Origin of the sequence: Henriciella mobilis (assembly GCF_003576285.1) — a bacterium.
Taxonomy (GTDB): Bacteria; Pseudomonadota; Alphaproteobacteria; order Caulobacterales; family Hyphomonadaceae; genus Henriciella; species Henriciella mobilis.
In genome coordinates this window covers 191,723-212,820 of the sequence record NZ_QWFX01000005.1, presented here as the reverse complement: position 1 = coordinate 212,820, position 21,098 = coordinate 191,723, and the positions used below count along the sequence as shown (strand labels likewise).

Sequence of the window (21,098 nt, the reverse complement as noted above, 5' to 3'; positions counted from 1 at the left end):
CGAACCCAAGCACAGAAGCACATGATGTCAGAACACATTGTCACCGCTTTCACCGACGAGCTGGAGCATCTTTCAGCGAACCTGTTGCGGATGGGCGGCCTCGCCGAGGCCATGATCAACGATTCCAGCCGCGCCGTGGTCACCTTCGACCTGGAACTGGCCCGGCAGGTCATCAAGCGCGATGAAGCCATCGACGAGCTTGAAGCCGAGGCCGAAAAGGCGATCATCCGGCTTATCGCCCTGCGCCATCCGATGGCCGCCGACCTGCGCGCCGTGCTCGGCGCGATGAAGCTCGCAGGCGATATCGAGCGGATCGGTGACCTCTGCAAGAACATCGCGAAGCGCTGCCTGGAGCTGACCGGCGAGGAGAACCGCGCCGCCGTCAAGAGCATCGAGCGCATGTCGCGGTCTGTCTCCTACCAGCTGCAGAAGGCCCTCGACGCCTATCTGCGCCAGGACGTCAACGCCGCCATCGAAGTGCTCGAACTCGATGACGACATCGACGACCACTACGTCTCCTTCTTCCGCGAAACGCTGACCTACATGATGGAGGATCCGCGCCAGATCGGGTCCAACACCCACCTCATGTTCATGGCCAAGAACCTTGAACGGATCGGCGACCACGCGACGAACATCGCCAAAGCCGTCTACTACATGGTCACCGGGGAAACAGCGACGGGCGATCACATCGAAGCCCGGATCAAGAAAGAGGGAAGCGGGCGTTGAAACCTTTCGTCCTGATCGCTGAAGACGAGAAAGCTGTCGCGGAACTGCTGCGCTACAATCTCGAGCGCGAAGGTTATGAAACGGCGGTCGCCCCGGATGGCGATGAAGCCATGATCCAGCTGGACGAACGCGTGCCGGACCTCGTCCTTCTCGACTGGATGCTACCCAAGGTGCCGGGGATCGAGGTCTGCCGCCGTATCCGCTCCAAGCCCGAGACGGCGAACCTGCCGGTCATCATGCTGACCGCGCGCACCGAGGAAGCCGATCGCATCCGCGGGCTCGACACCGGCGCGGACGATTACGTCACCAAGCCCTTCTCGACGACAGAGCTGATGGCGCGGGTGCGCGCCGTGTTGCGCCGGATCCGTCCGGCGCTGATCGAGGACAAGGTGGTTGTCGGCGATATTGTCGTCGACCGCACGACCCACACGGTCACCCGCAATGGCGAAGGCATTCATCTCGGGCCGACCGAATTCCGCCTGCTTGACTATTTCATCCAGCATCCGGGCCGCGTCTTCTCGCGCGAACAGCTGCTGGACGGGGTGTGGGGCTCGGACGTCTATGTCGAGGCGCGCACCGTGGACGTGCATGTCGGGCGGCTACGCAAGGCACTGATGAGCAATGGCGGCGATGACCCGATCCGCACCGTCCGCTCGGCAGGATATTCCCTTCGCGCGAACTAACTGCGCAAGAAGCCACCACATTTTCTTGCAATATTAGCAAGAACCTCCTAGCGCAGGCACTAAATTGTCTATGAGCATTTCTGGAGGTCTGTCATGCGCATTGGTGTGCCGAGCGAAATTAAGAAGCAGGAGTCGCGTGTCGGCCTGACGCCGGAAAGCGTCGGCGACCTTGTGAGCGCCGGGCACGAGGTCTTTGTCCAATCCAATGCGGGCGTGGGCTCGGGTCTCTCCGACGAGGAATACACCGCGGTGGGCGCAACCATCGTGCCGGATGCGGACGCGGTTTTCAAATCAGCCGAATTGATCGTGAAGGTGAAGGAGCCGCAGCCGGAAGAAACCGCGCGCCTGACGCCCGCTCACACGCTTTTCACCTATCTCCACCTCGCGCCGGACCCGGTCCAGGCCAAAGGGCTGATCAAGTCCGGCTGTACGGCCATCGCCTATGAGACGGTGACCGAGCCTTCCGGCGGCCTGCCGCTGCTCAGGCCCATGAGCCAGGTGGCCGGCCGGATGTCGATGCAGGTCGCCGCCTGGGCCCTGATGCGCACCCGGCGCGGTCGCGGCCTGCTGCTCGGCGGCGTCCCCGGCACGCAGCCGGCCAAGGTGATCATCATCGGCGGCGGCGTCTCGGGCACGAATGCCGCTGAAATCGCCGTCGGCATGCGCGCGGACGTCACGGTCTTCGACCGCAACAATAATCGCCTCGCCGAGCTCGACGCCCAGTTCAACGGCCTCGTCAAGACCATGTACTCGACCAAGGCCTCGCTGGCCGCCGCCGTGAAGGAAGCCGACCTCGTCATCGGCGCAGTGCTCATTCCCGGCGCATCGGCGCCCAAGCTCATCTCGCGCGAGCAGCTGAAAACGATGAAGCCCGGCGCGGTCCTCGTCGATATCGCCATCGACCAGGGCGGCTGCTTCGAGACCTCGAAGCCGACCACCCATGAAGACCCGATCTACGACGTCGACGGCATCCTGCACTATTGCGTCGCCAACATGCCGGGCGCCGTGCCGCGCACCTCCACCTATGCGCTGAACAATGCCACCCTGCCCTTCGTCATGCAGATCGCCAACAAGGGCACGAAAGCCGCGCTGAACGAGAACGCTCACCTTGCCCACGGCCTGACCGTCGCCGAAGGCCACATCACCCATGAGCAGGTCGCCAGAGACCTCGGCATGACCTACAAGCTGCCGGACTGGTTCAAGCCCGAAGCCTAGGCATTCGCCCCACCCCGACCCTCCCCGCGAGCGGGGAGGGGGCGAAGCTGGTAACCGATTGCGCACCCCTTCCCCCTCCCCCCTGGGGAGGGTCGGGGTGGGGCCGCCTCACATCCGCCGCAGCGCGGTCAGCAGCGCGGCCATATCCTCCGGAAGTGGGGCTTCGGCGAAGACGTCGTCTCCCGTCACCGGGTGGACGAAGCCGAGGCTGGCTGCATGCAGCGCCTGGCGGTCGAACTGGCGCGCCAATGTCGTCGCCTCGATGAAGGCTTCGCCCGCCCCATACGCCTTGATGCCGCGATGCTTGCCATAGGTCGGATCGCCGATCAGCGGCGCACCGATATGCGCCATGTGCACGCGGATCTGGTGGGTACGCCCTGTCTCCAGCCGGCATTCCATCAGCGCAGCGGCGGGTAGCCCCGTGCCCTTGTCGAGTTCCCCGAATGTCTCAAGCGCCCTGTAATGGGTGACGGCATGGCGCCCATCCTCGCTCTCCTCGTCGCGGATGACAGCCATCTTCTTGCGGTCGCTGGTCGAGCGGGCAATGCGCATGTCGACCGTGCCGACAAGCGGCCTTGGCGCCCCGCGCGTGATGGCGAGATAGGTCCGCTCGATATCGTGGGTCTTGAACAGCGCCGACAGGCCGGCATGGGCCGCTTCGGTCTTTGCGACGGCCAGGACGCCGGTCGTATTCTTGTCGATGCGGTGGACGATACCAGGCCGTTCCACGCCCCCGATGCCCGGCAGTTCGCCCTTGCAATGATGCAGCAGCGCATTCACCAGCGTGCCCTGCCAGCTGCCGGGCGCAGGATGGACGGCCATGCCGGCGGGCTTGTTGACGAGGATGAGGTGCTCGTCCTCGAACAACACGTCGAGCGGGATGTCCTCCGGCTCCGGCGTCGCGGGGACAGGCGGCGGCATGTCGATCTCATAGGTGATGCCCGGGCGCACAGCCGCCTTCGGATCATCGGCGAGCGCGCCGCCGGCGGTCACCGCCCCTTCCTTGACCAGTGCCTTCGCACGCGAACGCGACAGGTCCGGAAACTGTTCGGACAGGAATCTGTCGAGGCGGGTCCCATTGTCGGCCGGTGTCGCGGTGGCGGTCAATTTGCTCATCGCTGCAGCTTATAGACCTGCTTTCGCGTATTCGTCATGATGGCAGCATAAAAGAACACAGCAATTCGGGAGGAGCGGGTTTCATGAGCAGGTTTTCCAGGCGTCATTTCCTTGGTTTCAGTGCAGGTGCTGCAGGGCTGGCGGCCTGTGCGACGCCAGCCGGCGGCGATCCGCTGGCCGATAATCGTCCGGCCTTTCCGGGCGAGGCGAGCTTCGATCACGGCGTTGCCTCCGGTGACCCGCTGTCCGACCGGGTCATCCTCTGGACACGCGTAACGCCTGCGGATGAGGACGCCACCGCACCGGTCCCGGTCAGCCTGATTGTTGCGCGCGATGCCGGTCTCACCGACATCGTTGGCCAGGCCCTCGCAGAAGCGACACCCGGCCGCGATTTCACGGTGAAGGTCGACATGACCGGCCTCGATCCGGCCACGCAGTATTTCTACCGCTTCACCGCGAAGACAGCGGCGGGCGATATCACCTCCCCCGTTGGCCGCACGAAGACGCTGGCCGCCTCGGGCACAGACCCGGTCAAGTTCGCGGTCATCTCCTGCTCGAACTGGCAGTTCGGCTATTTCAACGTCTATGACGATCTTGGCCGGATGAACGATCTCGATGCGATCATCCATCTCGGCGACTATTTCTACGAATACGGCGTGGATGGCTATGGCGCGGAGACGGCGCAGGAACTCGGCCGTTTCCATGAGCCGCCCATGGAGGTCATTACCCTCGGCGACTACCGGATGCGCCATGCGCAGTACAAGAGCGACCCGAAGGCCCAGGCCGCCCATGCCGCCGCGCCGTGGCTGTGCACTTGGGACGACCATGAAAGCACCAACAATGCCTATCGCACCGGCGCGGAAAACCATCAGCCGGAAACCGAAGGCAACTGGACCGACCGCAAGCAGGCCGCCGTCCAGGCCTATATGGAGTGGATGCCGGTCCGCGACGTGACGGCGGGGCGCGATTACAGCGCCATCTACCGCCAGTTCGACTTCGGTGATCTTGCAACCGTCTTCTGCCTGGAGTCGCGCCTCACCGGCCGCTCGGACGAAATCTCCTGGGGTGCCGAACTGGCTGGGGTTGCACCTGAAGAGGTTCCGGACAAGGCGATGGAAGTGATGGGCCGCGTCAGCGACGAAAGCCGCACCATGCTGGGCGGTGTCCAGGAAGCCTGGCTGGACAAGGGGCTGAAGAGCTCCGTCTCCTCCGGCAAGGCCTGGCAGGTCCTCGCCAACCAGGTGATCATGGCGAACGTGAAGCCGCCGAACCTTGTCGAGGCGCTGACTCCCAAACAGCAGGCCGCACAGACCGGCTATGTCGCGGGCATGATCCCCTTCAGCCAGCTCGGCCTGCCCTTCAATCTCGACGCCTGGGACGGTTTCCCGGCGGCGCGCGAACGGCTCTACAATTCAGCCGCCACGGCCGGCGCGCGGCTCGTCACCTTCACCGGTGACACGCACACGGCCTGGGCCAATGAGCTGCATGACAAGGCCGGCGCCCTGCGCGGGGTCGAGTTCGGCTGCACCTCGGTCACCTCGCCCGGCATGGGCAAGTATGTGAAGGATGTCCCCGATCTCGGCGAGATGTTTGCCGAGGCGAATGAGGATGTCGAATGGTTCGACCCCAATGGCCACGGCTACATCCTCGTGACGCTCGACGCCGACGCGGTGACGGCGGACTATTTCAAGGTGTCCACCGTGCTCGAGGAAACCTATTCGACAGAGAAGGTCGCCAGCTTCGTCACACGCCGCGACGGCGAGGCCATGACGGCGCTGGCGAAAGCCTAGCCGCGCCCGCGATAGGACGGAACGCCGGTATCGGGCACATAGAGCCCGTCCGGCACCGGCCCGCTTTGCCAGAAGACGTCGATCGGTATCCCGCCGCGCGGATACCAGTAGCCATAGATGCGCAGCCATTGCGGCGCGAGCAGATCGACAAGCCGCTTGCCGATGGCGACGGTGCAATCCTCATGGAAGGCGCCATGGTTGCGGAACGAGGTCAGGTAGAGCTTCAGGCTCTTGCTTTCGACGAGCCACTCGCCCGGCGCATAATCGATGACGATATGCGCAAAGTCCGGCTGGCCCGTGACCGGGCAGAGCGAGGTAAATTCCGGCGCAGTGAAGCGGGTGAGATAAAGCGTGCCGGCATGCGGATTGGGCACGCGCTCGAGCTTTGCCTCCTCCGGAGAGGCCGGGATCGTGCTCGATGCGCCGAGCTGATCGAGACCGGAATAGATGTCCTTGCTCACGCGGCGCCTCCGAAGTGCGGCAGGAGATTGAAGCTCATCGCCATATAGAGCGCGTAGCCGCCGAGAAGCACGGCGCCTTCCCAGCGGGCGAGCTTGCGCCCGGTATAGGCGAACAGGACAAGCAGGATCACCGACAGCGCGAGGGCGCCCATGTCCTGCATCGTCACGAGGCTGTCGCCCGCCGGAAAGCTCATCGCCTCGACATCGAGCGGCTTGGTGCCATCCGGCGCCGCAGGCGCGATGATGCTGAAGGGGTAAACGGCGGCCGACACGCCCATGATGCCCAATATGTTGAACACGTTTGAGCCGAGCACATTGCCGAGCGCCACATCCGCCTTGCCCTTGATGGCCGACATGATCGAGGTGACGAGTTCCGGCAGGCTGGTGCCGATGGCGACGATGGACAGGCCGATCACCGTCTCCGAAATGCCGAAGGCACGGGCGAGATCGGAACCGCCGGTCACCAGCAGCTTCGCACCGGCGACGACGCCTGCAATGCCGAGGACGGCCAGGACCAGCGAGATAAAGAGAGGCTCATGGGTCTCGATGACCTCCGCCTCGCCGGAGTGGACCTTTGCGGCAGCCGACTGCTTGCGCCGGTCGAGAATGACGGAGGCGACGAGATAGGCGATCAGGATGGCAACGAAGATGAAGCCCATGACCCGTGTAAACCCGTCGAACCAGAGCACGACAGCGAAAAGAACGGTTGCGCCGATCATGAACAGCCCGTCGCGGGCAAGGGCGCGCGGATGGGTAATGATCGGCGAGATCAGGCAGGCGGCCCCGATCACCAGCAGGACATTGGCGACGTTGGACCCGATGACATTGCCCACCGAGATCCCGGTCGCACCATCCGACAGCGCCTGCAGGCTGGTCACGAGCTCCGGCATCGAGGTGCCGAAACCGACCAGCGTCAAGCCAATAAGTAATTCCGACATACCAAGCCGGCGGGCAACACCCACCGACCCGCGAACGAGCATCTCACCGCCAGCAAACAGCAAAAGCAGACCGCCGACGATCAGCGCGACCATGATCATGAATTTCCGACTCCCGAACTCTTGTGCAACTCTCTAGCGTGTAAAACACATTCCGCCAAAGGCGGTTTCATCTGGCGGGCCTTTGACTACACTCCCACCTGAACATCGGAGAGAAATCAATGCGCCAAACCATCCTTGCTGCGACTGCCCTGTGCCTGGCCGGCTTTTCGGTGACCGCCTGCCAGACAGCCGAACCGGCCGCCGCGGACGCCTCCGTCCCGTCTGTCGCCGAGGACGAGGCGGCGATCACGGCCCTGCTCGACCGCCAGGACGAGGCATGGAATGCAGGCGACATTGAGGGCTTCATGGACGGCTACTGGCAGTCGCCCGAGCTGCGCTTTGCCTCCGGCGGGACGGTCGTGCGCGGCTATGCCCCGACGCTGGAGCGCTACCGCACGCGCTATTCCAGCCGCGCCGCGATGGGCACACTCGACACCAGCGACCTGGAGATTGTGCGCCTCTCGCCAGATGCTGCCATCGTGCATGGCCGCTGGCAGCTGGAGCGGGAAAACGACACGCCGGGCGGGCTTTTCACGCTGGTCCTTCGGCGCATGGACGGCGAATGGAAGATCATCAGCGATACGACCACGTCGGCTGATTGAACAATTCGTACCGCAGGGTATGAAACCCCTGTAGCGAACTCGACCATAAGGCGAGCGAGGGGACATGGCGCGCGCGACACTCGACGAAACGACCAGCAATTCGCCGCTTGAAGCAGCGATCGAGAGCCGCTGGTTCCTGAACCTGATCACCGGGCTGATCATCCTCAATGCCGCCATTCTCGGCATTCTGACCTATGCCGACTCGCTGCCGCCGACATCGGTCTACTGGCTCGAGGTCATGGACCGGGGGATTACCTACGCCTTCGCCTTCGAGATCCTGCTGAAGCTGTTCGTCTACCGGTTCATGTTCTTCAGGTCTGGCTGGAACTGGTTCGACTTCATCGTCGTCGGCATATCCATGGTGCCGGGCGGACAGGGTTTCTCGGTGCTGCGGGCCATGCGCGTCTTGCGTGTGCTGCGCCTGCTGCATGTCGTGCCGATGATGCGGCGGATAACCGAGGCGCTGCTCAAGGCGCTGCCGGGCATGGGCGCCATCGTCGCGGTGCTGGCGCTGCTGACCTATGTCTATGCGGTGATGGCGACGAACATGTACGGCGACACCTCGAATGAGGAGGTGCTGGAGCTGTTCGGCGACCTGCCAAGCTCGGCCTATTCCCTGTTTCAGGTGATGACGATGGATGGCTGGCGGTTCGAGGTCGTCCAGAAGGTTGTCGATGACGGCCATCCATGGGCGCCGCTCTTCTTCCTGACCTTCATCTTCGTGGCGAGCTTTGCCGTGCTAAACCTGTTCATCGCCCTGATCGTCGATGCGCTGGCGGCCGAACAGAAGGCAGCGACCGAGGAATTGCTCGAGGATATCGAGGAAGATGCCGAGCATGCCGAGGAAGAACGCGACGAAATCTTCGACCTGCTGCGCTCGCTGAAGGACGAGATCGCAGAACTGAAATCGGTGGTTTCACAACAGTCGCAGCAGCGCTAGGACGCCGCCTGAAACCGGTTGATCACGAACATTTCACATTTTGTCGCAAGACAATTGAGCATCCGGGGCCTGATTTTGCCCGAATAACCCGCTATAGTTGTAGGACGATGAGCCTCTGGCAGATCCTTATCGAGGGTGGAAAGCGCCTTTTTGACAGCGACGTGCAGGACGAACCGGAGTCCGCCGAACAAGGCTGCGCGCCCGATCCAAACGATGTCGGATTTACCGCCGCCGTGATCGGTCTGGGCGCCAAGATGGCCGCGGCCGACGGCCGGGTCAGCGACAGCGAGATCATGGTCTTCTCCCGCGTCTTCCGCGCAGCGCCGGAAGACGCCGACAAGGTTCGCCGCGTCTTCAATATCGCCCGCCAGACCGTCCGCGGCTATGAGGCCTATGCCCGGCGCATCGGCAAGAAGTACAGCGCCCGGCCATGCCTGCTCGAGGGCGTGCTGGACGGCCTGTTCATGATCGCCGGCGCCGATGGCGTGGTGACCGATGACGAGATGCAGTATCTTCGCACGGTCGCGGAAAATTTCGGCTTCGACGAAACAACCTTCCGGCGGATCCGGGCAAGCCATCTCGGACCGGACCGGGACGATCCGTATCATATTCTCGGCGTTGCCCACGATGCCGCCTTCGACGATATCCGCCGCGCCTATCGCAAGCTGATGGCGGACAACCACCCCGACCGCATCGTCGGCAATGGCGCACCGCGCGAATTCGAATTGGCCGCGCATGACAAGGCTGCCGCGATCACGGGCGCCTATGCGCGGATCCGGGCAGAACGGGGCCTGATTGCGGCCAATTGAAGGCGATTTCGCTCGCGTGATTGACGAATTCGCCGGGCGATATCATGTTGAGGGCTGGGAGACTTGAAGATGACAGCAGCACGCTCAACCCTTTCTTTCGACGCCATCCTGGCACGCATCGGCAACGGCTTGCGTGAAGGCGCACGTTGGGCGCTGCGCGGCATCCTTGCCCTCGCCATCATCGTCATGGCCGGAATGTTTGCGGTGATGACAGCCATTGTTGGCCTGGTCATCGCCACGGTGGCTATCCTCCTGCGCCTGACCACGGGCGGTCGCCGCGAAACCATTTTCACCACGCGCACGACAACCCGCACCGAGGCCGAAAGCGACGGCATCACGCTCGACGCGCACCGCACCGCGCGCGGCTGGACGGTCGAGTAAGCCCTCCTTTCCGGACGCTTCTCACACTCGCAAATTACTAGGCTGCGCTGACCCGGCCGGGCTCAGCTTTTGTCTGTCCCGGCGTCGAGCGGACCTTCCACGACAAGCGCATCCTCTGAGGTCTTCGCCTCGAAGCGGCCCTCCGGCACATTCTCCACGCCGCTGACGTAGAGCGTCTGGGTCGGATAGGCGAACTCCACACCCTCTTCCTTGAACTTGCGGAACAGCGCCAGCAGCACGTTGGAACGCGCCGCCATGGATCGGTTGAAGTCGGGGTTCAGCGAATAGAAGACGAGTTCATAATCCAGCGAGCTCGGGCCGAAAGCGGCCATGCTGCAGCGGTCGAACGAGACGCCCTGAACGCCTTTCACCAGTTCTGCCACCATGCCGGGGATCGCCTCGGCGACCTTGGGCGGCGTCTGGAAGATCACCCCGAACTGCGTCTCGATGCGCCGCCGGTTCATGCGGCGCATATTGTGGATCTCTTCTTCCAGGAGGTTGGTGTTGGAGATGATGATCTGCTCACCGCTCTTGGAGCGGATGCGCGTCGTCTTCAGGCCAATATCCTCAATGTCGCCCCAGGTGTCGCGGTAGCGCACCGTGTCGCCAACCTGGAATGGCTTGTCGAGCACGATGGAGAGCGAGGAGAAGAGGTCGCGGAACATGCCCTGCGCGGCCAGACCGATCGCGATACCGCCGATACCGAGACCGGCAATCAGCGTCGTCACATCCGCGCCGACATTGTCCAGGATCAGCAGCAGCGCAAAGGACCAGATCACGACATTGATGAACCATTTGATGAGGTTCACGGCCGAAGCCAGCGTGCTGGCATCCTGCGGGTTGCGAATGGCCTGGCGCCGGATTGATGAGATCGCCGCTTCCTGCAGCAACTCGGCCGCCTGCAACGTCGCGGTGATCACGAACAGCACGTGGCTGAAGGTCGAAATGGTCTGCGGCAGCTCCATGATTCGGTCGGTAATCAGGAGCGCCGTCGCCAGCATGAAATAGATCCGGAACCGTCTCACGATCCGGTTGAAGATCGCCGATAGCGAATAGTCGTCATTGCGCGGAAGGTGGCGCATCAGCCGGATGAGGCCCCAGCGCGCGAACCACAGAATGACGGTCATGGCGACGGCCAGGCCGAGAGCGATCAGCGCCTCGCGTGAGCCCGAAGCGACCCAGGTCGCAAATTCGCTGGCTGCCTCGGTTGCCGATTCCGCGGTCTCACCGAGCGCATCAAGCGGCTCGGAGAGCGGCTTTCGCGGCTCTTCCTGCAACATGGGGCCCGAACCCAGCCCGATCAGTTTCGCCAATGCGTCAGCCATGCTGCTTGATACGCCCGTGACAGCAGACACCGCAAGCGATCATACAGACTGGTCGGCGAAGGCCTTTGCATCGACGAGGTTGCGAAGGGGCTCGCCATTCAGGAAGGCCGACAGGTTTTCCAGGAAAAGTTCGTCATTGCGCTTGCGCGATTCGCTGGTCAGTGCGGAGGTGTGGGCTGTCAGCGTCACGCCCGGATGGGTCCATAGCGGGTGATCGGCTGGCAGCGGTTCCTCGCGGGTAACGTCGATGGTCGCATGCGCCGGCCTGCCGGCATCGAGCGCCTTTAGCAGGGCTGCCTCGTCAACCAGCGCCCCGCGCCCGACATTGGAAAAGAGGCTCCCCTCCTTCATCGCCGCGAAGAAGTCGGCATCGGCGAGGTTTTCTGTCTCTTCTGTATGCGGACAGCAGAGCAGGACAGCGTCGGCCTGGCCGATCTCGTCGGCGCTCACATCGTTCGGATGGACGATCCGGTCGGCAAAGGGCGAGACCTGGTCGGACCGGCGCACGCCGGTGACATGCGCGCCAAGCCCCTTCAAGCGCCGGCCGACAGCCTCGCCGATATGGCCAAAGCCGTAGATGAGCCAGTGGGTCGACTGGATTTCGCGAAAATGCACGTTGCGCCATTCCTTCGCGGCCTGGGCCGCGCGCCGCGCAGCCCCATTGCCGAACCAGTCGTACCCGGCCCACAGCACCCAGTCGGCAATCGCATCGGACTGCACATGACTGGACGCATAGGCCTGCGCCTTCTCACCGATCTTCTGCAGGAACGGGTTTTCCAGCCCCGCCGCGCTCGACTGGAAAAAATCCAGACGGTCTGCCGCATAGAGATACTTCCCGAAGGCCCGCGCGGCGCCGCTGAACCAGACATCGGCATTGCCATGCGCGATCAGGGCGTCACATGCAGCTTCGCCCCATGGCCGCCCGATTTCGCCGCTATCGGAGACCGTCACAGGTGAAATTCGGTCCGAGAAAGGCTTGAGGCGAGCCTCAAGCCGCGAGAAAGTCTCATGATGAAGCAGACATTCGTACACTGGCGCCTCCTACCGGCCTTGTTTCTGGCCTTCCTGCCAGCCATGGGCGCCAATGGCCAGTATCAGGGCGAATATCAGCAGGATTTCAATCCTGATTACGACCTTAGCGACACGCGCAGCCAGGACTATCTGAGGGATGTCGTCTCGCTGTCGTCCACGCTCGGCTCGGCGCATGCGATCCGCCTGCTCTGCAATGGCCGGGACGACCAGTACTGGCGCGTCTACATGCAGGAACTGCTCGGCGTCGAGGCGCCCTATCGCAGCCGCCTGCGATCCTCCATGGTCGATGCCTTCAACAACGCCTTCCAGGCCGAGAGCGCCCGGCGCCGCCAGTGCGACGAAGCCGCGGTGTCAGCTGAAAAGATGTATGCCTCGACCGGCCAGCAGCTCGCCAATGCGCTGGCCGAAGCCAACCTGCCCAGCGGCGCGCGGGGACGCTAGCGCCAGGCAGGCCGGCCCCGTCATCAGGCCATCTGGAGCTCCGGCCAGACACCCTCAGGCAGGTAGGATTCGCGCATCCGGCGGATATAGCCGGGCAGGTTCGCATGCGCGTGCACCATCTCGACAAGCGGGGTGTCGAAATACGGCGTCGCACAGGAGATGAGGACGGCAGAGATGGACGCGTCGGCCACCGTCGGCTCATCGCCCAGCAGGAAAAGCCGATCGCTCAGCTGAGCTGCAATGGCGGCGAGGTCGAAGCCCGCCAGCTGCAGCTGCTCGTCATGCGAATGGCGCCCGATGCCCGACTGCCAGCGCGTCTGGCGCATGGTGTCCAGCGTCTCGCGGATCACCGTTTCGCGCATCGGCTCCGGCGCGCCCATGAAGAAGCTGGCCGGGCCTTTTCGGAAATTCGCTTCGTTCATCCAGCGCTCGCCAGCCATCACGGCATTGAGATGCCCTTCGGCCATCCGCTCCAGCGCCCAGCTTAGCGCCTGCTCGCGCGGGGTCAGCCCGTCATTCAGCGAGCGGCCCAGCTTCTTCTCGAAGTGGGCGCGGATGAAATTGGAATCCTGGATGATCTGGCCGTCATCCTCGACATAGGGTGCCTTGTGCTTCGAGACGGCCTCCAGGTCGGCGATGGCCCGGTCGAAATCGACGCCCAGCATCTGCAGCTGGATATCCGACTTCATCACAAAGGGGCTCGGCGACGGGCAATCGAACATCGGCCCCCATCCAAATAGCGTTGTCATGGCACTTCTCCTCTTCTTTCTTCGGGAAAGGCCTTGCTAGATGAGGGCTGCTGACAGCATATTGTCAGCAGCGTGTCAGGAGAACGAAAACAGAATGCGGCGAACCGAACGCCTCTTCCGGATCATCCAGATCCTGCGCCGCAAGCGACGTCCCGTGACCGGGCAGGCGCTGGCCGAGGAACTGGAAGTTTCCCTGCGCACGCTCTACCGCGACATGGCGGAGCTGATCGCCCAGCGCGTCCCGATCCGCGGCGAGGCCGGCACCGGCTATGTGCTGGAGCGCGGCTATGACCTGCCGCCGCTGATGCTGACGGCGGACGAACTGGAGGCGGCGGTCCTCGGGGCCAAATGGGTGGCGGCCCGCGGTGACCCGGCGCTCGCCCGCGGCGCCGAAGACCTGATTGCGAAACTGTCCAGCGTCATCCCCGCCGAACTCGAACCGGTTATCGTGGATGCGGGCCTGCAGCCGATTACCCGCTTTGGCGGCCATATCGAGGACAGTTTCGATGTCTCGCTGGTGCGCACGGCCATCCGGACGCAGTCCAAGCTCGATATCGACTATGCCGATGAGGCCGGCAGGACGTCGTCCCGCACAATCTGGCCGTTCCTCGTGGCCTATTGGGAGACTGTCCGCCTGATCTGTGCCTGGTGCGAGCTGCGTCAGGACTTCCGGCATTTTCGCACAGACCGCGTGCAGGCTGCGACCCTGCTCGATGAGCGGTTTCCAGAGCGGGTCGCTATCTTGCGCACGCGCTGGAACCAATCACGCGAGGCTGAACGAAACAGCTCTAAAGCTGGCGACTGACGCCTGATCTCTCGCGCGCCAGCCACGCGAGCACACCGGCCCCGGCTGCGCGCCCTGTCGCCATGCAGGCCGTGATCAGGTAACCGCCGGTCGGCGCGTCCCAGGCAATCATTTCGCCCGCGCAAAAATGGCCGGGCTTGCCGGTCAGCATGAAGTTCGCATCCAGCGCATCCCATGCGACACCGCCCGCCGTGGAGATGGCTTCGTCCAGCGGCGCCGCGCCGGTCAGCCTCAGGGGCAAGGCCTTGATCGCTTTTGCGGCGTCTTCGGAATGTTTCAGCGCCCCCCGGTCGGCGCACTCGAAAAGCAGGGCGGCCTTCACGCCGGTCAGCTTCAGCGCCTTGCGCAGCCGGTTCGACAGGGACTGCTTGGCCGGCGCAGCCGCGAGCCGCCGGACGATCCCGGACGCCTCCAGATCAGGCAGCAGGTCCAGCCACAGCGTTGCAGAGCCGTCCGTTTCAATCGCGTCCCGCAAGGGTGCGGACAGGGTATAGATGCCGCCGCTTTCCACACCGCGCGCCGTGATGGTGAGCTCCTCCCGTGTCTCCCGACCAGCCGCCGAGAGCCGCACCCCCTTCACCGGGGCACCGGCGAACGCATCCCGCATCCGGTCGGACCAGTCGACGAGGAAGCCACAATTGGACGGCCGGAAACGTGTCACCGGGATACCGGCTTCCGCGAAAGGCGCCGTCCATTCGCCATCCGAACCGAGCCGCCGCCAGCTGCCCCCGCCGAGCGCGAACACGGTCGCAGCCGGCCGGACAACAACCCGTCCTTCTGGCGCATTCAAGACCAGGGCACCCTCGTCGTCCCAACTGGTCCACCGGTGCTTCAGGTGCAGGCGGGCACCGCGGCCCTCCAGGCGGCGCAGCCAGGCACGCAGCAGCGGCGAGGCTTTCATGGATTGCGGAAATATGCGCCCTGTCGGGCCGGTATGCGCGGGCATGCCAAGGCCGTCCATCCATTGGACGACGTCCTCTGGCCCGAACGCCCTCAGGCAGTCGCGCAGCCGGCCATCATGATCCTGATACTGCGCGGCAAAGTCTTCATGCGAGCCGATATGGGAGATGTTGAGCCCGCTCTTGCCCGCCATCAGGAACTTGCGCCCGGCGCTCGGCATGGCCTCATAGATATCAACGCCCAGCCCTGCCCCGGTGATAACCTCAGCCGCCATCAGCGCCGCCGGCCCGGTACCGATGACCGCAACCCGCTCAGTCGTCACGGACGATCCGCGCCTTGCCGCGCCCGATGGCGAGGGCCTTGACGGCGCCCCGGAAGGTGCGCACCTCCTGGCTGGTCCACTGGCCGCGAATGAAGGCGTTGCGCAGGTTTCGGGTCATCAGCGGCGTCTTGTCCGGCGGATAGAAATAGCCTGCGCGTTCCAGCTCGGCCTCGAAATGCTCGAACATGCCGATCAGCTCCTCGCGGCTCGCCGGATCGCCGACGCCTGCATCCGTCCCCTCGAAACGGCCCGCCTGTCCCAGGGCCTCGCCCCAGGCGTGGGCAAAGACGATGACGGCCTGCGAGAGGTTGAGCGAGGCGAACGCCTTGTTCACCGGATAGGTCATGATCGCATCGCAGAGGGCGACATGGTCATTGGACAGCCCCTGCGCCTCATTGCCAAAAAGGACGCCCGTCGGCCGCGCCTGTGCCTTCAACAGGTCCACTGCACCACCTGCATTGGTGACCGGTTTCTCCATGCCGCGCGGGCGGGCCGTCGCCGCAACGAGATAACCGAGATCGGCGCAGGCCGCCTCGACGCTATCGAAAGCGGTGACATTGACCCCGGCCTCAAACGCACCGGCGGCCAGCGGCTCGGCGGCAGGATTGGGCCAGCCATCGCGCGGGGCCGCGATGCGCAGCTCCGTCAGGCCGAAATTCAGCATGGCGCGCGCAGACGCGCCGATATTCTCACCCAGCTGCGGCTCGGCCAGGATGATGACAGGTTGTCGGGTCTTGTTCATTCCGCCTAATAGTCCGGCCATTTCAGCGCAATCAACTGCCCGCCTGCGCTGAACTCCGGCTCCAGCCCGGCCTTTTCCAGCAGGTTGGTCAGTGTCTTGCGGGCATTGTCCGGCCGGCCTTCGACAAGCGCGCGCACGGCATTGCGCTGGGCCTTTGTCGCGCCGAGGATCTGCATTGTGGAGAAATAGGTGTCTTCGTCGACCTTTTCGTCCGGCTCGCCCTTGGCCATCGACACCAGCCGGTTCCAGAAGCCGTAAAGATTGCGCTGCTTGAGGAAGCCATCGGTCGCAAGCGCGATGAAATCGCCGCACGAATAATGCGCCGAGAAGGCTTCGCGCTCAGCCGCCGTTGCGAGCGGCCCGGCCTCCAGTGTGGTGACGCATTCATCGAAGGCCCGGCCATAGACGCCCGCGAGGAAGCGCTTGGCCCCATCCTGCTCCATCATGGACGCTATCAGGCTGTAGGCCATCGTGTTGGCCGCCCCCTCATGGATCCAGGATTGCGCGCCGCTGGCAAACCCGACGCCACGGTCGATCTGGAAAAGATGGGCGGCCTCATGCGCGAAGAACCAGTGGACGTAGGACAGCACATCATCGTCCGGCGCATTCAGCGCCGTGCCGCCCATTTCCATCATCAGCAGCTGGTCGAGCGCTCCGCCCGTGACGGAAAACCCGTCGGCTGTCGCGCCCTTGTAGGCCAGCATCACCGTCGCCTTGTGCTCGAGGTCGAAGCCCCAGAGCTGTTCATAGGCCGAGAAGATCGCCTCGAGGTCACTGTCGAACCGGTCGCGCAGCCAGGCGGGCAGGCGCTTGTCGATGACAGCGGTGAAGCTGTCGAATTCCTCGATCTCGCTATTGCCGAGATAGATATAGGTGCCATCGCCATCGACGCGGTGGCGGACCTTGCCCTGATGCACCTCGCCATCGACGATGATCGGCGTGTCCGATGACAGGACCACGTCCATGCTGAGCGCCGGGACGCCGATATTGGACGTGTCGCCCTCCAGCGCTTCGACGGCCTCGAGACTGTCCAGGGGCGCAACGCTGAACTGGCCGTCATGCACCGCGACACTGCCATCGGCGAAGGTGACGAACGGCGTGTACTCGCCGACCAGCGTGCTGGTCAGCGGGATGATGCTGAAACTGACCGTCCGCGCCGGTTCGTCGAGGGCGATGACGTCGATCCCGGCAACCCGCCCGAAGCGGGCATTGTCGGAGGTGACGGACCATGTCAGCTCGCGATAGTCGCCCGTCGAGCGCACCAGGGCGAGCACGCTCTGCGGCTCCGCGAAGGTGTATTCGACGCGCCAGTTGCCGGATTCTTCAGGCGACAGCCTGACTTCGGCATCTGCGCCGTCTGGCAGCTGCGCTTGGGCCGCGAGCCCACCGAACGAAAAAAGTACAATAAAAACAATAATTAATCGCTGCATGAGTTGCATCCTGTCCAGTCTGCCCCTCGCGCGCCCGAAAGTCGCTTTTGACCTCTCATACCCTTCTGCTATAGCCGCCCGGAAAGCAGTGCAACTGAAAGGACTTCCATCCGATGGCAAAGATCAAGGTCGAAAATCCCGTTGTCGAAATCGACGGCGACGAGATGACCCGCATCATCTGGCAGATGATCAAGGACCGTCTCATTCACCCCTATCTCGATGTCGATCTGAAATACTATGATCTCGGCATTGAAAGCCGCGATGCGACGGACGACCAGATCACCATCGACTCGGCAAACGCGATCAAGAAATACGGCGTTGGCGTGAAGTGCGCGACGATCACGCCGGACGAAGCCCGCGTCGAGGAATTCGGCCTGAAGAAGATGTGGAAGTCGCCGAACGGCACGATCCGCAACATCCTCGGCGGCGTCGTCTTCCGTGAGCCGATCGTGATCTCCAACGTCCCGCGCCTCGTGCCGGGCTGGACCAAGCCGATCGTCATCGGCCGTCACGCCTTCGGTGACCAGTACCGCGCGACCGACTTCAAATTCCCTGGCAAGGGCAAGCTGACGATGAAGTTCGAAGGCGAGGACGGCACCGTGATCGAGCATGACGTGTTCGACGCGCCGTCTTCCGGTATCGCGATGGGCATGTACAACCTCGACGAGTCGATCCGCGATTTCGCGCGCGCCTCGTTCAATTATGGCCTGAACCGCAAATGGCCGGTCTACCTGTCGACCAAGAACACGATCCTGAAAGCCTATGACGGCCGCTTCAAGGACCTGTTCCAGGAAGTGTTCGACAATGAGTTCGCCGACGCCTTCAAGGAGTTCGGTGGCACCTATGAGCACCGCCTGATCGACGACATGGTGGCCGCCGCCATGAAATGGTCCGGTGGCTATGTCTGGGCCTGTAAGAACTATGACGGTGACGTGCAGTCCGACACGGTCGCCCAGGGCTTCGGCTCGCTCGGCCTGATGACGTCTGTTCTCATGTCGCCCGACGGCAAGACGGTCGAAGCCGAAGCCGCGCACGGCACGGTGACCCGTCACTACCGCAACCACCAGAAGGGCGAAGCGACCTCGACCAACTCGATCGCGTCGATCTACGCCTGGACGCGTGGCCTCGCCCACCGTGGCCGCCTCGACAACACGCCGAAGGTGACCGAGTTCGCCGAGACGCTGGAAAAGGTCGTCATCCAGACGGTCGAAGAAGGCAAGATGACCAAGGACCTCGCCCTGCTCATCGGCCCCGACCAGGACTGGCTGACCACCGAAGGCTTCCTCGAAGCGGTGGCCGAGAACCTCGAAAAGGCGATGGCGTAACGCGCCTGACGCCGCTTTCGGGCGGATCAAAATACAAAGCCCCGGTCAGACCGACCGGGGCTTTTCTTTTATGGCCTGACCGGCCGGTCCAGGAACCGTGCCAGCGGGGAAACTCTCACCCCACGATCACATGTTCCTCGTTGAACCAGAGTGGGGAGCGGGCGAGGTCGATGAATTTGCGCTCATCCTCCAGCAGGGCGGCGCCAGCCTCTGCATTGCCTGGGTTCTCGCCTGCCTTGAACAGCGCCTCCCAGCTGTCCCACCAGAGCTCGGCGACGCCGTCATGCATCTCCGGCGCCCCGCGGCTTTCCCGCATCACGCCGTTGAAATCATGGGTTACCGCGTGGGTCTGCACATAGCGCGCAATGCCCAGCGTCTTGGCATGCTTGGCAACCAGCGGAGCGTGCTGTTCGCGCCAGTATGTCTGGAATTCCTCCCGCGAAAGATGCGGCAGGCGGTGCAGGCAGAAGGTGAGTTTGATCATGGCGGGCTCCTCCGGTTTTCCGGCAGAGCCTAGCGCGGGAGAACCCTATTCGACCAGTTCGTATCGATAGGATTCGATCACCGTATTGGCGAGCAGCTTCTCGCACATCTCCTTGACGCGCGTGTCCGCCTTGGCCGGGTCGATGCCGGTGAGGTCCAGCTCGATCACCTTGCCGATGCGCGCGCCCTGGACTTCCGAATAGCCCATCCGGCCGAGCGTGTCGGCCACAGCCTTGCCCTGCGGATCGAGGACACCGGGTTTCAGGCCGACATGGACAATGGCTTTCATGGTCAGGATTTCCTGTCTTTGCTGACGATCCGGCGCGGGTTTAGCCGATTTGCCCGGCGATGGAAACCAGCGGTGAGCGCCCTATTTCCCGGCGCTGGAAAAGTCGACGACTTCTCCGCCCTGCGCGCTTTCCTTGATGATGCCGAGACGCCGGGCGACCTCTGCATAGGCCTCCGTCACCCCGCCAAGGTCGCGGCGGAAGCGGTCCTTGTCGAGCTTCTCATTGGTCACGAGGTCCCACAGCCGGCAGCTGTCCGGGCTGATCTCATCGGCGAGGATGGTGCGCACCATGTCGCCCTCGAAGTGACGGCCGAATTCCAGCTTGAAGTCAACGAGGCGGATACCGACGGCCGCAAACAGGCCGGACATGAAGTCATTGATGCGCAGGGCCAGCGAGATGATGTCATCCAGCTCCTGCGGGCTCGCCCAGCCAAAGGCCGCGATATGCTCTTCGGAGACCAGCGGATCGCCCAGCTCGTCCTTCTTGTAGCAGAACTCGACAATGGCGCGCGGCAGCGTCTCGCCCTCGGCAATGCCGAGGCGCTTCGACATGGTGCCGGCAGCGACATTGCGCACGATCACTTCGAGCGGGATGATCTCGACCTTGCGGATCAGCTGCTCGCGCATGTTTATGCGCTTGATGAAATGGTTCGGGATACCGACCGCGCCGAGGCGGGTCATGATGAACTCGCTGATGCGGTTGTTCAGGACGCCCTTGCCATCGAGAACGGCTTTCTTTTCCGCGTTGAACGCGGTGGCGTCATCCTTGAAATACTGGATCAGCGTACCGGGCTCAGGCCCCTCATAGAGGATCTTGGCCTTGCCTTCATAAATCATGCGCCGGCGCGACATCGCGAATCTCCCCCTGGAGGAAAGCAGGCGGCAGTGCCCGGGCACCCCGGTGCCACCCCTCGGAATCAAGTGTGGAGTGTTACTCCGAAGCGCGCGGCGAAACAAATGCTGATTCAGTGTCATGTTTCAGGGCCGGAAAAGCGATTGGCTGCTTGCGGTGGGCTGCGGCGCCGTGGCAGTCTTGCGCGACAGGGCTGCGGCGAACTATACCGCGCCGGAACACTGATATGCCCACCAAGACAGGAAGGCCTGCCAAATGAGCACTTTCGACGACCGTGAACGCGCCGAGGAAGCCAAGTACGCCCACGACTCCGCGCTCCAGTTCAAGATCATGAACCGCCGCAACAAGCTGCTCGGCCTGTGGGCCGCAGACCTGATGAACCTGTCGGGCAAGGATGCAGAGGCCTATGCCAAGACCGTCGTCATGTCGGACCTGGAAGAGCCGGGCGATGAGGACGTCTTCCGCAAGGTGCGCGGCGACCTCGACAAGGCCGGCGTCGACCGCACCGATGCCCGCATCCGCGAGCACATGGCCGAACTGATCGCCGTCGCGCGCGAACAGGTCATGAAGGAAGTAAAGGAGTAGTCGGCAGACGGGCCTCTTGAAGCCGGCCCGTCTCCGCCTCATCTCTCTTCGCGAAGC

The 21,098-nt window shown here is 63.5% G+C and carries 24 protein-coding genes; 12 read left to right on the top strand and 12 right to left on the bottom strand.

Annotation, left to right across the window (positions count from 1 at the left end; genetic code table 11):
• The first annotated feature begins 24 nt into the window (after positions 1 to 24).
• The 3 genes from phoU (at position 25) to ald (ending at position 2,624) form a co-directional block, all read left to right on the top strand.
• The gene (gene phoU, locus D1223_RS01040; protein ID WP_119375233.1) at positions 25 to 726 is read left to right on the top strand and encodes a phosphate signaling complex protein PhoU; all 702 of its coding nucleotides are present in this window, start codon (positions 25 to 27) and stop codon (positions 724 to 726) included.
• On the top strand, positions 723 to 1,409 hold the full coding sequence (phoB, locus tag D1223_RS01035; protein ID WP_119374553.1) for a phosphate regulon transcriptional regulator PhoB: 687 nt from the start codon (positions 723 to 725) through the stop codon (positions 1,407 to 1,409). The genes phoU and phoB overlap by 4 nt, the downstream gene beginning before the upstream one ends.
• Before the next feature lie 93 nt (positions 1,410 to 1,502).
• A complete protein-coding gene (gene ald / locus D1223_RS01030) occupies positions 1,503 to 2,624 on the top strand; it encodes an alanine dehydrogenase (protein ID WP_119374552.1) in 1,122 nt (373 codons plus the stop codon).
• Positions 2,625 to 2,732: 108 nt separating this feature from the next.
• Here ald and D1223_RS01025 read toward each other — a convergent pair whose 3' ends face one another.
• Positions 2,733 to 3,740, bottom strand: coding sequence for an RluA family pseudouridine synthase (locus D1223_RS01025; protein ID WP_119374551.1), 1,008 nt, complete (start codon positions 3,738 to 3,740; stop codon positions 2,733 to 2,735).
• 83 nt (positions 3,741 to 3,823) lie between these two features.
• Here D1223_RS01025 and D1223_RS01020 point away from each other — a divergent pair, with 83 nt between their 5' ends.
• Complete coding sequence (locus tag D1223_RS01020) at positions 3,824 to 5,530, top strand: alkaline phosphatase D family protein (RefSeq protein ID WP_119374550.1); 1,707 nt, start codon at positions 3,824 to 3,826, stop codon at positions 5,528 to 5,530.
• Here the strand turns inward: D1223_RS01020 and queF are convergent.
• Positions 5,527 to 5,991 (bottom strand): preQ(1) synthase, encoded by a 465-nt coding sequence (gene queF / locus D1223_RS01015; RefSeq protein WP_119374549.1) that lies wholly within the window; start codon positions 5,989 to 5,991, stop codon positions 5,527 to 5,529. The genes D1223_RS01020 and queF overlap by 4 nt on opposite strands.
• Positions 5,988 to 7,028 carry a calcium/sodium antiporter gene (locus tag D1223_RS01010; protein WP_119374548.1) on the bottom strand — a complete coding sequence of 347 codons (1,041 nt, stop codon included), beginning with the start codon at positions 7,026 to 7,028 and terminating at the stop codon, positions 5,988 to 5,990. Before D1223_RS01010 ends, queF begins: the two co-directional genes overlap by 4 nt.
• Positions 7,029 to 7,147: 119 nt before the next feature.
• Here D1223_RS01010 and D1223_RS01005 point away from each other — a divergent pair, with 119 nt between their 5' ends.
• The 4 genes from D1223_RS01005 to D1223_RS00990 all read left to right on the top strand — a co-directional run bounded on the left by D1223_RS01005 (position 7,148) and on the right by D1223_RS00990 (position 9,760).
• Positions 7,148 to 7,630: a YybH family protein gene (locus tag D1223_RS01005; RefSeq protein ID WP_119374547.1), complete on the top strand. Its 483-nt coding sequence runs from the start codon at positions 7,148 to 7,150 to the stop codon at positions 7,628 to 7,630.
• A gap of 64 nt (positions 7,631 to 7,694) precedes the next feature.
• Positions 7,695 to 8,570: an ion transporter gene (locus D1223_RS01000; RefSeq protein ID WP_119374546.1), complete on the top strand. Its 876-nt coding sequence runs from the start codon at positions 7,695 to 7,697 to the stop codon at positions 8,568 to 8,570.
• A gap of 107 nt (positions 8,571 to 8,677) precedes the next feature.
• Positions 8,678 to 9,379, top strand: a complete 702-nt coding sequence (locus tag D1223_RS00995) for a molecular chaperone DjiA (protein WP_119374545.1) — start codon at positions 8,678 to 8,680, stop codon at positions 9,377 to 9,379.
• Between the two features lie 69 nt (positions 9,380 to 9,448).
• On the top strand, positions 9,449 to 9,760 hold the full coding sequence (locus D1223_RS00990; RefSeq protein WP_119374544.1) for a hypothetical protein: 312 nt from the start codon (positions 9,449 to 9,451) through the stop codon (positions 9,758 to 9,760).
• Positions 9,761 to 9,822: 62 nt separating this feature from the next.
• Here D1223_RS00990 and D1223_RS00985 read toward each other — a convergent pair whose 3' ends face one another.
• Both D1223_RS00985 and D1223_RS00980 read right to left on the bottom strand, forming a co-directional pair.
• Positions 9,823 to 11,085: a mechanosensitive ion channel family protein gene (locus tag D1223_RS00985; RefSeq protein WP_119374543.1), complete on the bottom strand. Its 1,263-nt coding sequence runs from the start codon at positions 11,083 to 11,085 to the stop codon at positions 9,823 to 9,825.
• A 39-nt stretch (positions 11,086 to 11,124) separates the two neighbouring features.
• Positions 11,125 to 12,117, bottom strand: a complete 993-nt coding sequence (locus D1223_RS00980) for an NAD(P)-dependent oxidoreductase (RefSeq protein WP_119374542.1) — start codon at positions 12,115 to 12,117, stop codon at positions 11,125 to 11,127.
• Between D1223_RS00980 and D1223_RS00975 the strand changes: the two genes are divergently transcribed.
• Positions 12,094 to 12,558 (top strand): TIGR02301 family protein, encoded by a 465-nt coding sequence (locus D1223_RS00975; protein ID WP_119375232.1) that lies wholly within the window; start codon positions 12,094 to 12,096, stop codon positions 12,556 to 12,558. The two genes, D1223_RS00980 and D1223_RS00975, sit on opposite strands and share 24 nt — an antisense overlap.
• A gap of 23 nt (positions 12,559 to 12,581) precedes the next feature.
• On the opposite strand, the gene D1223_RS00970 is transcribed toward D1223_RS00975, so the two are convergent.
• Positions 12,582 to 13,307, bottom strand: a complete 726-nt coding sequence (locus D1223_RS00970; protein WP_119374541.1) for a glutathione S-transferase family protein — start codon at positions 13,305 to 13,307, stop codon at positions 12,582 to 12,584.
• Between the two features lie 94 nt (positions 13,308 to 13,401).
• On the opposite strand from D1223_RS00970, the gene D1223_RS00965 reads away from it, so the two are divergent.
• Complete coding sequence (locus D1223_RS00965; protein ID WP_119374540.1) at positions 13,402 to 14,112, top strand: helix-turn-helix transcriptional regulator; 711 nt, start codon at positions 13,402 to 13,404, stop codon at positions 14,110 to 14,112.
• On the opposite strand, the gene D1223_RS00960 is transcribed toward D1223_RS00965, so the two are convergent.
• Genes D1223_RS00960 through D1223_RS00950 form a run of 3 tightly spaced genes read right to left on the bottom strand, consistent with a single transcriptional unit; the run spans position 14,096 to position 17,506 of the window.
• Positions 14,096 to 15,334, bottom strand: coding sequence for a TIGR03862 family flavoprotein (locus tag D1223_RS00960; RefSeq protein ID WP_119374539.1), 1,239 nt, complete (start codon positions 15,332 to 15,334; stop codon positions 14,096 to 14,098). The two genes, D1223_RS00965 and D1223_RS00960, sit on opposite strands and share 17 nt — an antisense overlap.
• On the bottom strand, positions 15,324 to 16,076 hold the full coding sequence (locus D1223_RS00955; RefSeq protein WP_119374538.1) for an RNA methyltransferase: 753 nt from the start codon (positions 16,074 to 16,076) through the stop codon (positions 15,324 to 15,326). Before D1223_RS00955 ends, D1223_RS00960 begins: the two co-directional genes overlap by 11 nt.
• Positions 16,077 to 16,081: 5 nt before the next feature.
• Positions 16,082 to 17,506, bottom strand: coding sequence for a hypothetical protein (locus tag D1223_RS00950; RefSeq protein WP_147372633.1), 1,425 nt, complete (start codon positions 17,504 to 17,506; stop codon positions 16,082 to 16,084).
• A 113-nt stretch (positions 17,507 to 17,619) separates the two neighbouring features.
• On the opposite strand from D1223_RS00950, the gene D1223_RS00945 reads away from it, so the two are divergent.
• Positions 17,620 to 18,831 (top strand): NADP-dependent isocitrate dehydrogenase, encoded by a 1,212-nt coding sequence (locus D1223_RS00945; protein ID WP_119374536.1) that lies wholly within the window; start codon positions 17,620 to 17,622, stop codon positions 18,829 to 18,831.
• A 115-nt stretch (positions 18,832 to 18,946) separates the two neighbouring features.
• Here D1223_RS00945 and D1223_RS00940 read toward each other — a convergent pair whose 3' ends face one another.
• The 3 genes from D1223_RS00940 to purC form a co-directional block, all read right to left on the bottom strand.
• The gene (locus D1223_RS00940) at positions 18,947 to 19,315 is read right to left on the bottom strand and encodes an EthD domain-containing protein (RefSeq protein WP_119374535.1); all 369 of its coding nucleotides are present in this window, start codon (positions 19,313 to 19,315) and stop codon (positions 18,947 to 18,949) included.
• A gap of 45 nt (positions 19,316 to 19,360) precedes the next feature.
• Positions 19,361 to 19,603 carry a phosphoribosylformylglycinamidine synthase subunit PurS gene (gene purS, locus D1223_RS00935; protein ID WP_119374534.1) on the bottom strand — a complete coding sequence of 81 codons (243 nt, stop codon included), beginning with the start codon at positions 19,601 to 19,603 and terminating at the stop codon, positions 19,361 to 19,363.
• Positions 19,604 to 19,684: 81 nt separating this feature from the next.
• Positions 19,685 to 20,455 carry a phosphoribosylaminoimidazolesuccinocarboxamide synthase gene (gene purC, locus D1223_RS00930; protein ID WP_119374533.1) on the bottom strand — a complete coding sequence of 257 codons (771 nt, stop codon included), beginning with the start codon at positions 20,453 to 20,455 and terminating at the stop codon, positions 19,685 to 19,687.
• A gap of 256 nt (positions 20,456 to 20,711) precedes the next feature.
• On the opposite strand from purC, the gene D1223_RS00925 reads away from it, so the two are divergent.
• Complete coding sequence (locus tag D1223_RS00925; RefSeq protein ID WP_119374532.1) at positions 20,712 to 21,041, top strand: DUF1476 domain-containing protein; 330 nt, start codon at positions 20,712 to 20,714, stop codon at positions 21,039 to 21,041.
• The last annotated feature ends 57 nt before the right edge of the window (positions 21,042 to 21,098 follow it).

Coding starts and splice junctions, on each gene's coding strand:
- D1223_RS00985 (WP_119374543.1), bottom strand. CDS start 11,085: ATGGCTGACGCATTGGCGAAACTGATCGGGCTGGGTTCGGGCCCCATG.
- D1223_RS01005 (WP_119374547.1), top strand. CDS start 7,148: ATGCGCCAAACCATCCTTGCTGCGACTGCCCTGTGCCTGGCCGGCTTT.
- D1223_RS01010 (WP_119374548.1), bottom strand. CDS start 7,028: ATGATCATGGTCGCGCTGATCGTCGGCGGTCTGCTTTTGCTGTTTGCT.
- D1223_RS00990 (WP_119374544.1), top strand. CDS start 9,449: ATGACAGCAGCACGCTCAACCCTTTCTTTCGACGCCATCCTGGCACGC.
- D1223_RS00950 (WP_147372633.1), bottom strand. CDS start 17,506: ATGCAGCGATTAATTATTGTTTTTATTGTACTTTTTTCGTTCGGTGGG.
- D1223_RS00970 (WP_119374541.1), bottom strand. CDS start 13,307: ATGACAACGCTATTTGGATGGGGGCCGATGTTCGATTGCCCGTCGCCG.
- D1223_RS00925 (WP_119374532.1), top strand. CDS start 20,712: ATGAGCACTTTCGACGACCGTGAACGCGCCGAGGAAGCCAAGTACGCC.
- D1223_RS00940 (WP_119374535.1), bottom strand. CDS start 19,315: ATGATCAAACTCACCTTCTGCCTGCACCGCCTGCCGCATCTTTCGCGG.
- D1223_RS01020 (WP_119374550.1), top strand. CDS start 3,824: ATGAGCAGGTTTTCCAGGCGTCATTTCCTTGGTTTCAGTGCAGGTGCT.
- D1223_RS01000 (WP_119374546.1), top strand. CDS start 7,695: ATGGCGCGCGCGACACTCGACGAAACGACCAGCAATTCGCCGCTTGAA.
- ald (WP_119374552.1), top strand. CDS start 1,503: ATGCGCATTGGTGTGCCGAGCGAAATTAAGAAGCAGGAGTCGCGTGTC.
- purC (WP_119374533.1), bottom strand. CDS start 20,455: ATGTCGCGCCGGCGCATGATTTATGAAGGCAAGGCCAAGATCCTCTAT.
- D1223_RS00955 (WP_119374538.1), bottom strand. CDS start 16,076: ATGAACAAGACCCGACAACCTGTCATCATCCTGGCCGAGCCGCAGCTG.
- D1223_RS00995 (WP_119374545.1), top strand. CDS start 8,678: ATGAGCCTCTGGCAGATCCTTATCGAGGGTGGAAAGCGCCTTTTTGAC.
- D1223_RS00975 (WP_119375232.1), top strand. CDS start 12,094: ATGATGAAGCAGACATTCGTACACTGGCGCCTCCTACCGGCCTTGTTT.
- phoU (WP_119375233.1), top strand. CDS start 25: ATGTCAGAACACATTGTCACCGCTTTCACCGACGAGCTGGAGCATCTT.
- D1223_RS01025 (WP_119374551.1), bottom strand. CDS start 3,740: ATGAGCAAATTGACCGCCACCGCGACACCGGCCGACAATGGGACCCGC.
- purS (WP_119374534.1), bottom strand. CDS start 19,603: ATGAAAGCCATTGTCCATGTCGGCCTGAAACCCGGTGTCCTCGATCCG.
- D1223_RS00945 (WP_119374536.1), top strand. CDS start 17,620: ATGGCAAAGATCAAGGTCGAAAATCCCGTTGTCGAAATCGACGGCGAC.
- D1223_RS00965 (WP_119374540.1), top strand. CDS start 13,402: ATGCGGCGAACCGAACGCCTCTTCCGGATCATCCAGATCCTGCGCCGC.